At 66.8% G+C, this 13,776-nt stretch carries 18 protein-coding genes; 4 read left to right on the top strand and 14 right to left on the bottom strand.

Translation table 11 applies throughout. From position 1 onward, the window contains the following. Positions 1-169 precede the first annotated feature (169 nt). The 7 genes from ACAG20_RS20505 to ACAG20_RS20535 form a co-directional block, all read right to left on the bottom strand. The gene (locus ACAG20_RS20505) at positions 170-451 is read right to left on the bottom strand and encodes a hypothetical protein (RefSeq protein ID WP_370493919.1); all 282 of its coding nucleotides are present in this window, start codon (positions 449-451) and stop codon (positions 170-172) included. A 216-nt stretch (positions 452-667) separates the two neighbouring features. After that, on the bottom strand, positions 668-1,018 hold the full coding sequence (locus ACAG20_RS20510; RefSeq protein ID WP_370493920.1) for a hypothetical protein: 351 nt from the start codon (positions 1,016-1,018) through the stop codon (positions 668-670). Between the two features lie 96 nt (positions 1,019-1,114). Then, positions 1,115-1,666 carry a hypothetical protein gene (locus ACAG20_RS20515; protein ID WP_370493921.1) on the bottom strand — a complete coding sequence of 184 codons (552 nt, stop codon included), beginning with the start codon at positions 1,664-1,666 and terminating at the stop codon, positions 1,115-1,117. An 11-nt stretch (positions 1,667-1,677) separates the two neighbouring features. Then, positions 1,678-1,878, bottom strand: a complete 201-nt coding sequence (locus tag ACAG20_RS20520) for a hypothetical protein (RefSeq protein ID WP_370493922.1) — start codon at positions 1,876-1,878, stop codon at positions 1,678-1,680. Positions 1,879-2,000: 122 nt separating this feature from the next. After that, entirely contained in the window at positions 2,001-2,678 is a 678-nt protein-coding gene (locus ACAG20_RS20525) for a hypothetical protein (protein ID WP_370493923.1), read from the bottom strand. A 34-nt stretch (positions 2,679-2,712) separates the two neighbouring features. After that, complete coding sequence (locus tag ACAG20_RS20530) at positions 2,713-3,336, bottom strand: hypothetical protein (RefSeq protein ID WP_370493924.1); 624 nt, start codon at positions 3,334-3,336, stop codon at positions 2,713-2,715. Positions 3,337-3,871: 535 nt separating this feature from the next. Beyond that, positions 3,872-4,132, bottom strand: a complete 261-nt coding sequence (locus tag ACAG20_RS20535) for a hypothetical protein (protein WP_370493925.1) — start codon at positions 4,130-4,132, stop codon at positions 3,872-3,874. A 132-nt stretch (positions 4,133-4,264) separates the two neighbouring features. On the opposite strand from ACAG20_RS20535, the gene ACAG20_RS20540 reads away from it, so the two are divergent. From ACAG20_RS20540 to ACAG20_RS20550, 3 genes are all read left to right on the top strand, one after another. Then, the gene (locus ACAG20_RS20540; RefSeq protein ID WP_133258919.1) at positions 4,265-4,486 is read left to right on the top strand and encodes a hypothetical protein; all 222 of its coding nucleotides are present in this window, start codon (positions 4,265-4,267) and stop codon (positions 4,484-4,486) included. A gap of 179 nt (positions 4,487-4,665) precedes the next feature. Next, positions 4,666-5,661, top strand: a complete 996-nt coding sequence (locus ACAG20_RS20545) for an oxygenase MpaB family protein (RefSeq protein WP_370493927.1) — start codon at positions 4,666-4,668, stop codon at positions 5,659-5,661. Positions 5,662-5,729: 68 nt separating this feature from the next. Beyond that, on the top strand, positions 5,730-6,770 hold the full coding sequence (locus ACAG20_RS20550; protein WP_370493928.1) for a DUF6670 family protein: 1,041 nt from the start codon (positions 5,730-5,732) through the stop codon (positions 6,768-6,770). A gap of 18 nt (positions 6,771-6,788) precedes the next feature. Here ACAG20_RS20550 and ACAG20_RS20555 read toward each other — a convergent pair whose 3' ends face one another. The 7 genes from ACAG20_RS20555 to ACAG20_RS20585 form a co-directional block, all read right to left on the bottom strand. Next, positions 6,789-7,289 (bottom strand): TspO/MBR family protein, encoded by a 501-nt coding sequence (locus tag ACAG20_RS20555; RefSeq protein WP_370493929.1) that lies wholly within the window; start codon positions 7,287-7,289, stop codon positions 6,789-6,791. 90 nt (positions 7,290-7,379) lie between these two features. Beyond that, positions 7,380-8,090 carry a glycoside hydrolase gene (locus ACAG20_RS20560; RefSeq protein ID WP_370493930.1) on the bottom strand — a complete coding sequence of 237 codons (711 nt, stop codon included), beginning with the start codon at positions 8,088-8,090 and terminating at the stop codon, positions 7,380-7,382. A 25-nt stretch (positions 8,091-8,115) separates the two neighbouring features. Next, the gene (locus tag ACAG20_RS20565) at positions 8,116-9,759 is read right to left on the bottom strand and encodes an NAD-dependent malic enzyme (protein WP_370493931.1); all 1,644 of its coding nucleotides are present in this window, start codon (positions 9,757-9,759) and stop codon (positions 8,116-8,118) included. 13 nt (positions 9,760-9,772) lie between these two features. After that, the gene (locus ACAG20_RS20570) at positions 9,773-11,032 is read right to left on the bottom strand and encodes an amidohydrolase family protein (RefSeq protein WP_370493932.1); all 1,260 of its coding nucleotides are present in this window, start codon (positions 11,030-11,032) and stop codon (positions 9,773-9,775) included. Between the two features lie 18 nt (positions 11,033-11,050). Then, a complete protein-coding gene (locus ACAG20_RS20575; RefSeq protein WP_370493933.1) occupies positions 11,051-11,842 on the bottom strand; it encodes an LLM class flavin-dependent oxidoreductase in 792 nt (263 codons plus the stop codon). Between the two features lie 42 nt (positions 11,843-11,884). After that, on the bottom strand, positions 11,885-12,904 hold the full coding sequence (locus tag ACAG20_RS20580) for a DNA topoisomerase IB (RefSeq protein ID WP_370493934.1): 1,020 nt from the start codon (positions 12,902-12,904) through the stop codon (positions 11,885-11,887). A 57-nt stretch (positions 12,905-12,961) separates the two neighbouring features. After that, positions 12,962-13,273, bottom strand: a complete 312-nt coding sequence (locus tag ACAG20_RS20585) for a DUF732 domain-containing protein (RefSeq protein WP_370493935.1) — start codon at positions 13,271-13,273, stop codon at positions 12,962-12,964. 108 nt (positions 13,274-13,381) lie between these two features. Between ACAG20_RS20585 and ACAG20_RS20590 the strand changes: the two genes are divergently transcribed. After that, positions 13,382-13,774 (top strand): DUF732 domain-containing protein, encoded by a 393-nt coding sequence (locus ACAG20_RS20590; RefSeq protein WP_112685255.1) that lies wholly within the window; start codon positions 13,382-13,384, stop codon positions 13,772-13,774. Positions 13,775-13,776 lie beyond the last annotated feature (2 nt).

The following is a 13,776-nucleotide window of genomic DNA, read 5'->3' on the forward strand; positions in this document are numbered from 1 at the left end:
GATTTCCCGAAAACCCGTGGACACGGGACCGACCCGGTGCTCGGCTGATCCTCTTGACGTGAGCACATGTGCGGGACCGTAGCGAGCAAGTGTGACAGCTACGGCCCGACGACGGACCGGGCGCGGAGGTAACCAGCGCGGCTTCATCGCCCCGCACGCTGCAGCACCGTCATAACTCCCGTAGTCCGGCGTTCCAGGCCCTGGCCTCGTCGCGCAGCCGACTGCGTACCGCCGACCGGCCTTCTTCGGGGCGGCTGTGCCAGTGGCACATCCAGCAGCTGCATACCTTCACCCCGGTGTAGACGAGTTGCCAGTGACAGCGGCCGGCGCGGCCGACGAACCGATCGGGCAGGTCGCAGCCGGGGCCGCCGCAGCGGTGGGCAGCGACGACGGCGATTTCCCGTCGGGCAATACGGACATCGATCGGGGCATGAGCATCGGTGCGGGACATGCGGATCCTCGGAAAACAGGGGCGGCCCCACCGAATCCGCAGATCGCTGCGGGGTGAGGCTACGGTGTGTTCCGAAGCCCGCCGGCCGAAGTCGCTGATGCCATGCAGGGAGGGTAGCCGAGAGACCGTTGCCGCGCTAGACGCCGCACGCCGGGTCGCGAGGCACCACCCGAGCACCGAGGTAGTGGTCCAGCATGCCCAGCAGCTGTCCACGGCTCAGTGTTTCGGTATCCGGATCGGCTGGCCCATCGGGATCTTCGGCGGCAGTGTTCTCATCGGGGCTCGCCATACCGGTCCGGACCAACTCATAGTCAAGGTCGCTGCCTCGGTCGTTGCGTCCCAGATGTCGTGGACGACACCGATCAAGAACTCGACGTCGAGTTCTCTTTCAAGCACGTCCATTTCGTCCAGGAAGCCGTCCCGGTCGAAAGTTAGTTCGTCCTGTAACTCGACCGCCCGCCGTGCGATCGCGCCCAGTTCGGGATGCTGCCAACAGCGGTGGGTGAGGTCCGACAGCACGGCCGACGCCTGTTGGCCTCCGTCCTGCTTGATCAGAACCTCGCACAACCTCAATACGACGGTGAGGTATTCCTGCCGGAGTTCGATATCCGGGAACCGCTGAACGAAAACCCGATACTCAGCGAAGACCTGATTGCGCGTCTCCTACGCCTCCGCCAGGAGGCCGAGATCAAGCAGCGCCTTCGCGCGGGTATGCATTGACGCGAGATGGAACACCGTTGACCACAGCTGCGCGTCGGACTGTCCACCACGCTTTATGGTCGCCGGGACCACCGAGGGTTCCGGCAACCGCGCTATGTTCCAGCGGCTCCCAAAGGGGAATGCATCAGTGGCCAGTGTGAGAAGGTTCTCGGCGGCGGCAACGGCGCGGCCCAGTTCGGAGTCTGGCCAATCACTTCGACTGCACTCCCGCTCGCGAAGTGCGGTCAATAACTCGCAGCAATGACGGATCGCATCGCCGGCGCCGTCGGGCGGGCCTGCTGGCATTGCCGCGTCACGCGTCTTGCTGGGCGCCCGCGGCGGGGGTGGCAACGACTCATCTGCACCGGCCGTCATGGCGACCACGAAACGGGCGAGCGTAAGCAGGGCGACCACATCAACTCGAGTCGTGCGTTCCGCGACATGGAAGCTGTCGGGCTCGATCGCATCAAGCGATGCGAGCACCGCCCCGGGTGGCTCCGAGTTTTGATCGGGCAATGCGCTGCGGTTTAGGCGTAGCCGATGATGCGCTGTTGCCGGATCGACCAGACGTTCCGCTGCCCACCGGAGGTGATGACGACCTCGTCCCCGTCGCGCAGCTCCACGTCAATATCACCGCCCGTCTGGAGCCAGTGCTGAACGCCGGAGTTCTTCTCCCGAAAGCCCGCCTGCTGGTTGGCCACACCCGTGTATTCGAAATCTGACGCCATATCGACCTTCCCCGCACACCTGACGATTCATTGACAGCCAACGGTTGATGACCACCTGATAACAGAATTGCAGAGCTCTACGACAAGACCTCGCGACCGCGCGAGTCGAAGCCCCACCGCACCTACTTCGGCACCCGCTGCCACTGCCAGATCGCATGGTCAAGATCGGTAGGCAACATGCCCATCTCGGTGGCCGCCGCCGTGATGATCACGCCGGCGAACTCCGTGGTGACATCCTTGCGCGGAAGCCCCAGCGAATCCGCCACGAACCGGCAGATCATCCGGTCGGGTTTCACCCCTTGGATCCCGGCGAGCATTTGCAGGTAGTGCCAGGTGATGCCGGAGATTTGACCGGTAACGGCTCGCCACGCCGCCCCCACTCGTGCGAGACGGTCCTCGTCGCCGGCCGCGTCACGAAGGGCAGCAGTCGTTTTGATGCCCTCGGTTGCGAGCGTCTGCGCCGCGTCCCGGATCGCCTCGGCCTTCAACACACCGTTGCGGGTGGAGGTCCGGTTCCGGTTGCCGATCTGCGCTGCCCAGCCGTCAGGACCGTCCAGTTCCTCGAACGTGGCGAGCAGTTCGGGCACGCCGTCGCTGTTCGGGTCGCCGCTCCGGCCGCGGCGGTAGGCCCGGTACCGGGCGACGACCCTTTCGACGCTGGAGTACGTGACGCCGGTGGACTGCACACTGTCGATGATGCAGAGGGCGAGGCCGTCGCGGTAGCCTGCCGGCGCCTTGGCGCCGCGGAACTGCTCGCAGCTGGTGATCAGGGCTTGCATTTGCTCGGCGGTGTGGGTCATGGAAGCCAGCTTCGCACGGATGGGGGACAAGTGTTCAGCAAGGGACGCACCACCATCGGTTTAGCGCCGCGTCGGGTCGAATGCTGAGTGATCGCCAACCACTTAGAAGTCGACTCCCGCAGTCGGCTGGGCTGCTTTCGAACGACGCGAGGTACCCGTTCCAATCGCCCCACTCGAACTGGAAGTTGTTGCCGATGAACATCACCGCCCGCATTCCGCACCTGAGGGCCGAGTCGATGGCCACGCTGAACACACGCCGCACCTGCGTCAGATCCCATGATGCCTCGACGCTGACCACGACCCGGTCAGCCTGCAACCGGGCGCGGCTGACCCTGCTGAGCAACTGCCTGGGATTCGTACCGGTGTATGTCTTGAACTCGACCAGCAGACCGCTCACCGCAGCGTCGGGTGAGCGCAGACCGGCGAGGTGTCGTGTAGGTAGGGCGATGACGTTGTGTCCCTGCAGGGCGAGGCGGCGGGCGATCCAGCACTCTTGGTGGTCGAAGCGTGCCAAGGATTGGTCGACGCCGCCGGTGTATTTACCCGTCCAGGAGGCGTTCTCGTACGCGGCCAGAGCCGACGTGAATGACGTCTGGTCACCACCGGCGACCCACAGCGCGACGTCGCGCGCGTAGGGGCTGTGGGCGATCGGCAACACGGACCAAATTCTGACAGCGGGGTACGACATGGTGGATGGCAAGCCGGCGACGAGAAGCGTCGGGGACGGTTCAGATGATGTGATGAGCGACCAGCGCAGTGCGACGGCCAGTGCGGCGCGAGTGCGGCGCGAGTGCGGCTCCTGCGGGGTCTCGGCTAGGTTCCGTACATGGCGGCGGCTCAAGCGCTGGCGCCCGACCACAGTCAGCCACCGCCTACTGGCGGAGAAGTCTCTGTCACGGTCCGAAACCACCGAGTGGACCGAATCTCCGACCTGGATCTGAGAGTCGTTGCGGCTCCGCCAGCAGAAGGTGATGCGCCGAATCCGGTGGCCGTCAAGCAGCTATGGACGAAGACAGACCTGAACGACCCTGATGCCGAGGATGATCCACGGAAATGCTCCATCGCTTCTGATGACAAGCTCTACATCACATCCAGGCTGAACCCATGGGCCGAGGCGGTATCGGTCACGTTGCGGTACACGGACCAACGCGGGCGTCGATGGCAGGTCGATCCCGGCGGTAACGTCGAACGCGTCACCGATCGATCATCACCTTGACCACCGGCTCCATTCGGACGCCCATGCCAGTCGCCGCGGCCTTGCTGTTCAGCGAGTATCCCGCGGTGTCAGCCAACAACCCGGCCGAAACCGGAACGATAACCTCCGCGTAATCCCTTGTTGCGCAACTCGCTTGGACCAGCGCGCGACTGATGCGTCCGTTGTCGTGGGGTGAACGGGTGAGCGCGGCGTTGGTTTGCCTGGCCGTATTCGCGAGCCTGTCGGACAGTGCTGCCACGCTATCTATATGGACGCCGTCACGAGATTCAGACCGTATGTCGGAGACCCGAGGAAATCGGACACCGCGGTCGTCCGGCGGACCGGTCACCACATCGCCAGATCGCGGAAACTGGCCCGTCACGTTGTGCTCTTGACGGCCCTGAGCATCACCGTGTTCGCCGCCCCGGCGGCCGCTGACCCGGCCGGTAGCGCGATCTGCCGCCTGCTGGCCGCCGGCAATACGCCCCAGGGACTGGAGAACTCGGTGACCGTGCGGCAGGTGCTCGGGCCGGACGCCACCGCCGCCGACGCGCGGGTGTACATCCGATCGGTGGTTGCGGGCCAGTGCCCGCAGTTCCTGTGGCGGTTCTAGTCGCGTGCGGCAACGGAAATGCGCTGGTAAGCGGTACACCGCGCGCGCCCTGACCGCCAACCGTGCCGGACCGACCGTTGACCGCGGTCACCGGCTCGTTTTAAGCTGTCGATACTGACAACACATGTTGTCCAAAATGGTCCAAAACTGACTGGGAGTGCGCGCTCGTGACTCAAGACATGTCGGAAACCCGTCCGGCGGCCGACGATGCGGCGATGGCCCCGGGCTGTCCGGTGAGCACCGGCGGCTACGACACGCCACCGGTTCCACTCGGCCCCGACTCGCTGACCTGGAAGTACTTCGGTCAATGGACGGGCCTGTTTCAGGGGACCTGGGCGGGCTCGATGCAGAACATGCACCCGCAGCTGGGCGCGGCGGTCAAGGATCACTCGATCTTCTTCATGGAGCGCATCCCGCGGCTGATGCGGTCGATCTACCCGATCGGCGGCGTGGTGTTCGACGGCTACCGCGCCCCGCAGACCGGCGCCGAGGTCCGCGACTACCACATCGGAATCAAGGGCGTCGACGAGCAGGGCCGCCGCTACAACGCGCTGAACCCGGATGTCTTCTACTGGGCGCACGCCACGTTCTTCAAGTCGACGCTGTTGGCCGCCGAGAAGTTCGCCGGCGGACTCAGCGAGGACGACAAACGCCAGCTCTTCGACGAACACGTCACCTGGTACCGGATGTACGGCATGAGCATGCGTCCGGTGCCCAAGACCTGGGAGGAGTTCTGCGAGTACTGGGACCACATGTGTACCAACGTGCTGGAGAACACCTGGGCCGCCCGCGAGGTCATGGATCTGTCGACTATGCCCAAACACCCGTCGCTGCAGTGGATTCCCGACTGGCTGTGGGCGCTGAACCTCAAGGTGATGCAGCGCTTCCTGACGTTCATGACGGTGGCCCTCTACGACCCGCCGGTGCGCGAACTCATGGGCTACACCTGGTCGGCGCGACAGGAGCGGCTGCACGGGTATCTGTGCAGGGCGATCACGCTGGTCTCCAAGTACGGGCCGAAGCGCGCACTGATGCACCCGCGTAAGCGCTCGGCGTTAGACCGTGCCTCGGGCCGGCTTCCCGTCGACGCCCCGCTGGTGCAGACCCCCGCGCGCAATCTGCCACCGGTCGAATACCGCGACAGCCCCCACTTCTACTGCCCGAAGGTCGACTGAACCGCCGGTTACACTGACTGCCCGCGATAATCGATTACCGATCGAAGCGATCTCGAGAGGGCGGGGCGGTGGCGCTGGTTGGTTCGACGTTTCTGGGCGCGGCGCGTGCGGTGACGCAGGTGGGTCTACTCGGCGGGTCACGGCGTGGGCACCGGGACAACATCGCCGACTCCTACCGGTTGCGTCCCTTGCTCGACTCACGCCGGTTCGGCTGGACGCACTACGGCGTGATGGTGCCCAATTTGCCCGAGCCGCACCGGTACCTGTCACTGATGGTGATGCGTGGACGCCCGGGGCTGGCCGCCTTCGACGTTGACGGGCCCGGGGTCTCGGCGCCGCGCGAGGTGTGCACCGTTTCGGTGTCCACCGCTGCCGGATCGTTCTATCGGATCGGCTCTGCTTCCCGAGACTTTCGGTTGAGTCCGGACGGATCCGAGCTGCACTTCGGTGACGAGGTGCGGGTGCGTATCGCCCGTCCGCGCGTCGAGGTCAGGATCGCCACCCCGGAGCTGGCCGGATCGGTGCGCTACGACCTGCAGCCGCGGGCCGCCTCGTGGTTTGTGCGGATTCCGGGCTATCACCATCTCAGCTTGCCCGGCCAACTCACCGGCCGGCTCACCGCGGCCGGCACCACCGTGGACCTCGAGGGCAACGGGACCTTCGAATACGCCCGCTGCGTCGGAACGAACAGCTTGGGCTTGGGTCGCCCGATGCCTGCGCTGCCCGTCGACTTCTTCACCTACCACGTGATCGACGTTCCCGGCTTCGGTCTTGCGCTGTTCGCGCGGGTGGGGATGGCCGGGGAATTGCTCGGCGAATTCCTCGACCTGCGCTCCTATTCCGGGCACCCCAGTGAGCGCACATCGCATGTGCCCGGATTCGGTGGCTCACCGGTCGAGTTCGCGGCCGACACCGGCGCTGACGGTGCCGTCTCCGGTTTCACGATCGACTCACCCGGTCGCATCACGGTGCGCGGTCACGTCGGCACCCCGCTACGCGTCGGCGTCGGGCACGGCCACATTCTCGGCTATCGGGCCGAGATCACCACGGCCGACACCACTTTGCACAGCCGCGGGTACGCCGAATACGTCGACGTTCGTCACCGTTAGCGCTCCTGCACGCACCTCTCAGCTGTTCAGCGACCACACCGAGTAGTTCAACGCGGTTGCGAACAGGATCCACCCGAGATACGGCAGCATCAGCAGCGCCGCGACGCGATGGAGCTTCCAGAACGCGACGATGGTGACCACCACGACGACGTCCAGCACCAGGATGTCGACGAGGGCCAGACCCCGCCAGCCGAGTCCGAAGAACAGTGGGGACCATGCCAGGTTCAGCGCCAGCTGTACGCCGTAGGCGATGACTGCCGGGTTGGTCCACCGAGGGCTCACGCGCCAGACCAGCCACGCCGCGACCGCCATCAGCAGATAGAGGGCACTCCACACCGGCCCGAACAGGTAGCTGGGCGGCGCCCAGCCGGGCTGGGCGAGCTTGCCGTAGTCGGCTGCGGCATCGGCGGACGCCAGCCCTCCCAGCGTCGCGACGATGATGACGGCGACCAGTGAGACCACCAGCGCGGCGAGATGCCGCGAACCGGGTTGATGCGCTTTCGGCGCGGACATCTGCATGGGTTCACCCTAAGAGTGCGGCGGACCAATTCCAGCGCGGCCGGGGGAGCCAGCGCAATCCTGGGAGATCGCGCCGATGCTGGCCGGCACTCAGTCCGGCGGCGCCGGCGTCATCGAGGTGATGAAGTACGTCTCCTGCCCGGTCGGGTAGCCGCCGCCGTTGGTGGCGATGTGGACGTGGTCGTAGTGGTTGGCGGTCTCGTTGCCGTAATCCGACGTCCAGTTCCCGCCCCCGACGCCCGGGTAGATCTTCTGCCGCCAAATCACATGGTTGACACCCCAGCGCTTGGCGTTGGCCAGCGCGTAGCCGGCGATCTGATCGCCGAGCAGGATGCCGGCGTCGCTGTGATAGTTCGGGATCATCACGTCGATGGCCAGCCCGTCGGGATGCCATCGCAACGGGTCCTGCCGGTAACCGTAGATGGTCTTGATCTCCTGGAACAGCACGCCGATGGTGCGGGCCGCCCAGATGGTCTTGACCTGCAGTCCGTTCTCGGGGGCGACACCGGCGGGCAGCGGGAAGGTGAACTGCTGGCCTTCGGTCGGCATCGGCACGTTGGCGGCCAGCGCGGCGGCTTCGGCGGGGTCGGCGAGGCGGATCTTGCCGGCGGGCGGCGGCGGTGCGGGCGGCGGGGCCGCTTCGGCGGTCTCGGTGGGTTTCGGCGCCGCATCCTGGGTGCCCTGGGCATGGATGAGGGCGGCGGAGACCGCCAGCGACGCCACGATGGCGAGGCCGCGACCGCATTGCCGGGCGATCTTCCCTCTGTCCACCCCGAGCACTTTAGTGAACTGACCTCGCATATTGCAGGACTGTGGCCCAGCTCGGTTAGCGAGTCGCATACTCCGGTTCCCAGCGTGTCCGTCGGACGGCGGCTGCCAGCTCATCGTCGGAGGCCCCCGGCGCGACCCCGTCGCGCACCGCCTGGATCGCCACGGCGGCCGCGATGCGGGTGGTGATCTCCGGCAGGTCCGCGAAGGACGGCAACAGCGGCTGGTCGGGGTCGGACAGCACCGGGGAGGTGTCGCCGAGGGTGGTGGCCGCCACCCGCATCATGGCGTCGGTGACGCGGATCGCCCGCGCCGCGGTCACCGCCAGCCCGATCGCCGGGAAGATGTAGACGTTGTTGCACTGCGCGATGTGGCGGGTCCGCCCGCCGCGGCGCACCGGGGCGAACGGCGAACCGGTAGCGATCAGTGCGCGTCCGTCGGTCCACGCGTCGAGCTCGGCGGGGTGCGCCTCGGCGCGGCTCGTCGGATTGGACAGCGGGAAGATGATCGGGTGGTCGGTCTTCGCCGCCAACGCGCGCACGATGTCCTCGGTGAAGGCGCCGGCCGCCGTCGACAGCCCCAGCAGGATCCCCACGTCGACGTGGCGCACCACATCGGCCAGGCCCCGGCCGTCCCAACCCGCCAGGCGGGAAGCGGGCTGCGCGAACCGGCGCTGACTGTCGGACAGATCGGTGCGATCGTCGGTCAGCAGCCCCTCGACATCAACGGCCCAGATCCTTTCGGCGGCCTGCGCATCGGTCAGCCCCTCCGCCACCATCTCCTGGCGGATCATCTCCAGCACGCCGATGCCGGCCGAACCGGCACCCAACATCACCACCTGCTGCCGCGACAGCGGCCGGCCGGCAGCCCGGACGGCGCCGTGCAGTGCGCCGAGAGCCACCGCGGCGGTGCCCTGGATGTCGTCGTTGAACGTCAGTAACCGGTCGCGGTAGCGCTCCAACAGCGGAAGTGCATGCGTGGTGGCGAAATCCTCCCACTGCAGCAGCACATCGGGCAGTTCCTCGTGCACCACCGCGACGAAGTCATCGACGAACGCGTAGTACTCCTCGTCGCTGATGCGGCGATGGCGCCAGCCGAGGTACTGCGGATCGTCGAGCAATTCGACATTGTCGGTGCCGACATCGAGGATGATCGGCAAGGTGCGGGCGGGCGCGATGCCACCGATCAGGGTGTACAGCGAGAGCTTGCCGATCGGGATGCCCATGCCGCCGATGCCCTGATCGCCCAGCCCGAGAATGCGCTGGCCGTCGGTGACGACGATGACGTTGATCTGCTGCTCTCGCCGGTTGCGCAACACCTCCCGTAGCTGTTGCCGATCCGGATACGACACGAACAGCCCGCGCGGTCGCCGGTAGATCTCGCTGAACTGTCGACAAGCCTCGCCGACCGTCGGGGTGTAGACGATCGGCAGCATCTCCTCGATGTGTTCACTGAGCAGTCGATAGAACAACGTCTCGTTACGGTCCTGCAGCGCCCGCAGGTAGATGTGCTTGTCCAGATCGTCACGGCGGGTGGAGAACTCGGTGTAGGTGTGCGCGGCCTGTTCGGCAATGGTTTTCACCGCGACGGGCAGCAGGCCCAGCAGGCCGTGCTCACGGCGCTCCTCGTGGCTGAATGCGGTCCCCTTGGTGGTCAGGGCATCGAAGAGCAGATCCTGACCCCGGCGCTGCTGCGGTGTCACCGCGTCACCTCACTCATCTCACCTGCCGACCGTAGACGTAGACGCGTTCGATGTTGCGGTCATCGCCGCAGTAGATGAGCTTCTCGACACGCTGCGCCAGCGTCATGCGCTTGAACCGCGTCCACATCGAGTCATCGACGACGAGCGCGTCGAACGCGAAACCCGGCTCGAAACTGCCGACCTTGCCGAAGAAACCGCCGCCGCCCTTGGTCGCGCAGTAGAACGCCTCGGCGGCCCGCACCGGCCGTGTGGTGCGCTCGGCCAGATAGCTCACGGCACCGGATTGAATTGCGCCGACGATGTTTTGGAACATGTTCAGCGCATGTCCGGCCGAGATGTCGCTGCCGAGCCCGACGCGGATACCCATGTCGTGGTAGTCGGCCAGCGGCATCACGCCGCTGAGCAGATTCAGATTCGAGTGCGGGCAGTGTGCGACCAGGATGCCGGTGTCACGCAGCACCCGTTTTTCGCGGTCGTTGAGATGAATCGCATGGGCCACCACGGTGTCGGCCGTGCCCATCAGACCGGCGCGCTGATAGATGTCGACGAAGTCGGCGCTGTCCGGGAACATCTGCAGGGTCTTCTCGATCTCGGTGCGGTTCTCCGCCAGATGCATGTGACACGGGATGCCGAACTCGCCGGCCTGCTGCGCCAGGGCGGCCATCAGCTCGCGCGAGCAGACCATGGCCACACTCGGGCCGACGGCCGGAGTGATCAGCGGCGACTTGGACAGCGTCTGCTTGATGAAATGCCGGGAGTCGGCGATCTCTTGTGCGGTGTCCACCCGGGAGTCAGCCGGTGCGTTGCGGTCCCGGGACACCTTGGCCACACACGATCGCAGTCCCGCCGCGACGAGCTTGTCGACGAGAATGCCGGTGCTGTCGGCGTGGATGGTGCCCATCACGATCGAACTGGTGATGCCGTTGCGCAGCAGGCATTCGACGAACTCACCGTAGACGGCTTCCGCATAGCCGGCGTCGCGCAACGCGGCCTCCTGAGGGAAGGTCAGGGTGTGGAGCCAGTCGATCAGCTCGGTGCTGCCCTGCAATCCGGTGATCGGCAGTTGGCAGGCGTGCACATGCGCATCGGTGAAGCCCGGCAGCATCAGCCGGTCGCCGTGGTCGGTGACCGGCGCATCGGCGTACCGGTCCGGCAGTTCGGCAACGCACTCGGCGATGAGACCGTCGTCGCCGACGATGACGTAACCGTCGGCGAGCGTGACGAAGTCCTGCGGCGTCGGGGTGAACACGATGTTGCCGCGATGGATCTGCACGCCGGCCTCCTCAGCTGCTCATGGGGCGCACCGCTCGATGACCCGTACGATCTTGTCGGGACAGTCGCCCGGCCAGAATTCGCGCACCGCCCAGGTCGCGCCGAGCGCGCGCAGCCGATCGAGATCGGCGTCCGGGCCGGCGGCCACCGCGATGTCGAAACCGGCCAGACCGCCGCGGGTAGCCGCAACCGTCTCGGCGATGCGGGCGATCCCGTCGGGACCCATTCCCAGCGGAAAGATGCCGTCATAGCGGGCGGCACGCTCGATCGGCGCGCCACCGCTCCGATTGGTGCCGAACCACACCGGTATTCGCGGCTGCTGGACCGAGCCCGGAGCGAGGCGGACACCGTCGACGACGATCTCGCCGCGGTGGGTCACCGTTTCACCGGACCACAACGCGGTCAGCACCGCGGTGGCCTCGTCGAGGACGCGGGCCAGCCGCCGCGGGTCACCGTCGTCGCCGAAGGCCGAATACTCGCGCCAGACGTCACGGCCGGTGCCCAGCCCCAGAGTCACCCGGCCACCGCTGAGCCGGTCCAGGGTGACGGTCTCGCGGGCCACGTTGACCACCCGGCGGCGGGGCAGCGGAGTCACCATCGGTCCCAGCCGGATGCGCTCGGTCGACGTCGCCGCGGCAGCCAGCGTGATCCAGGGGTCGGCGATATCCCATTCACCGGCAACCGGACTCAGGACGTGATCCCATACGAACAGCGCGTCCCAACCGTTCTGCTCAGCGGCGCAGGCGATATCGGTGATCGCACACGGGTCGGCGAGCGTGCCGAACAGGGGCACGTGGATCGCGTGACGCATCAACCGATCCTAACCGCCGAAAGCCGCAACCGGCGGCGCAATTCAGCGCCGCGCCCGGTCGATACGCCGGATCAATCGGGCGGTCGCGTTCTCCGCGGCGGCCCGGCGGGCGGACTCCTTCCCGCGGGGCTTCACCCGCTTCAGCGCCGCGCGGATGGTCATGCCCTGCTCGTAGGCCTCCACCACGCGCGGGTCCACGTAGGAACCACGGGCCACCGCCGGCGTGTTGCCCAACTCCTCGGAGACGCAACGCATTACCGCGGCGATCTCCCGTCGGCGTACGGTTTTCGATGTCGGCTCGCGAGCAGTGGCGAAGTTCTCGGCTGCCAGCACGGTGCCATGCCAGGTCCGAAGATCCTTGACGCTGAACTGCTCATCGGTCAGTTCCCGGAACCGCTCGTTGAGGTCGTCGGCGCGCACCTCGCACCAGCCCTCGGGCGTGCGGTACACCAATAACCGGGGAATCTCGGTGGGGGCGCGCAACAACGCGCGCACCGCCCGCACCACCAGCGGATCGTCGACGGACACCGTCCGCCGTACGCCGCTCTTGGCCGGGTAGTCGAAGTCCACGCCACCGCTGCGTATCCGGACGTGGTCACGTAGCAGGGTCGCCAGCCCGAAGCTGCCGTTCTCCTGGGCGTATTCCTCGCCGCCGGCCCGGAAATAACCCCGGTCGATCAGCTGCTGGGCGATGGCCAGCACCCGGCCGCGAGTCAGCCCGCGGCCGCCCAGGTCGGTCAGGAGGTCGGCGCGCCACTGCGGCAGCATCTTGGCCAGGTTCAGCACCCGGTCGTACTTCTCTTCGGCTCGCTCTGCCTGCCACTGCTGGTGGTACAGATACTGGCGCCGCCCGGCGGCATCGGTCCCGACGGCCTGGATGTGACCGTTGGGGTGCGGGCAGATCCATACGTTTCGCCAGGCCGGGGGGATGGCCAGTTCCTTGATCCGAGCGAGCACCGCCGGGTCGTCGACAGGCTCGTTTCCGTCGGTGTAGGAAAAGCCGCGGCCCCGTTTGATCCGGCGGATTCCGGAGGCGCCGATCTGGCTCCTGCGCAACCTCATGCCACCGAATTACCCCCGGCGCGCCCGGCTGACACCCGGGCCGGGATCCCGCGTGGTCTACACGCCCGGGCACAGCTCGTGCTGGGCGGCCTCGGCGATGAGGGTGAACTGCGGCCACGCCGGATAATTCGGCTGCTGGGCTTCCACGCTCCGGCCGACGCGCAGGTTCTCGCAGATCATGTGCCCGAGCGCGCGCACGCTCGGCTCGGATATCGGTTCGTCGCCGGCGTAGCGAGCGGTGTAGCCGTGGCTGTTGAGGTATTTCATGAAGCCGCTGTCGTCGGCGTGGGCAGGGGCAGGGAGCACCCAGGCCACCGCCGAGACGCAGCCGGCGGCCAGGGGTGCGGTGATCCGGGAGACCCAACTCATGGTGGCGATGTTACGGGGTTTGGCCGCTTGGTTGGCGAGGAGCAAGAGCTCCCGATAGCGGCCGAACAGCTGCTAGCGTCAGCGGCGAGAAACAGAAAGGCGCTGGACGTGAACGCAACCACCCTGCTGCCGACCCTGGCGGCCGCCGCGCTGGCCGGACTGATCGGTGCCGCGTCGTCGGCCCACGCCGACCCGCTCAATCCCCGCGATCCCGATTACTGCGGTAACAGCGCCGACATCCTGCTCTGCGCCGAGCAACAGTCGACCTACCCGAACGCGGGGGAGATGGCCTACCTCAACGCCATCCGCGGGCAGTTCCCGCCCGGCAGCGAAGCGCCGCGGCTGGCCGCCGGGCGGACCGCGTGCCTGGAGTTCCCGAAGCACCCGACCAGCCTGATCGTCGAACAGATCTCGGTCTACCTTCAGGTTCCCAAGCAGACGGCCAGCCAGGTCGTCGACGCCGCACACGCTGAAATTTGCCCGTCGGTGCAGCGAAGCTGAGC

It is taken from the genome of Mycobacterium sp. pW045 (genome assembly GCF_041287085.1).
GTDB lineage: Bacteria > Actinomycetota > Actinomycetes > Mycobacteriales > Mycobacteriaceae > Mycobacterium > Mycobacterium algericum_A.

What these genes read in the sequence shown, in the direction of transcription:
- ACAG20_RS20560 (WP_370493930.1), bottom strand. Translation starts at nt 8,090, where the DNA reads ATGCGAGGTCAGTTCACTAAAGTGCTCGGGGTGGACAGAGGGAAGATC.
- ACAG20_RS20520 (WP_370493922.1), bottom strand. Translation starts at nt 1,878, where the DNA reads ATGGCGTCAGATTTCGAATACACGGGTGTGGCCAACCAGCAGGCGGGC.
- ACAG20_RS20505 (WP_370493919.1), bottom strand. Translation starts at nt 451, where the DNA reads ATGTCCCGCACCGATGCTCATGCCCCGATCGATGTCCGTATTGCCCGA.
- ACAG20_RS20545 (WP_370493927.1), top strand. Translation starts at nt 4,666, where the DNA reads ATGTCGGAAACCCGTCCGGCGGCCGACGATGCGGCGATGGCCCCGGGC.
- ACAG20_RS20580 (WP_370493934.1), bottom strand. Translation starts at nt 12,904, where the DNA reads ATGAGGTTGCGCAGGAGCCAGATCGGCGCCTCCGGAATCCGCCGGATC.
- ACAG20_RS20555 (WP_370493929.1), bottom strand. Translation starts at nt 7,289, where the DNA reads ATGCAGATGTCCGCGCCGAAAGCGCATCAACCCGGTTCGCGGCATCTC.
- ACAG20_RS20585 (WP_370493935.1), bottom strand. Translation starts at nt 13,273, where the DNA reads ATGAGTTGGGTCTCCCGGATCACCGCACCCCTGGCCGCCGGCTGCGTC.
- ACAG20_RS20575 (WP_370493933.1), bottom strand. Translation starts at nt 11,842, where the DNA reads ATGCGTCACGCGATCCACGTGCCCCTGTTCGGCACGCTCGCCGACCCG.
- ACAG20_RS20525 (WP_370493923.1), bottom strand. Translation starts at nt 2,678, where the DNA reads ATGACCCACACCGCCGAGCAAATGCAAGCCCTGATCACCAGCTGCGAG.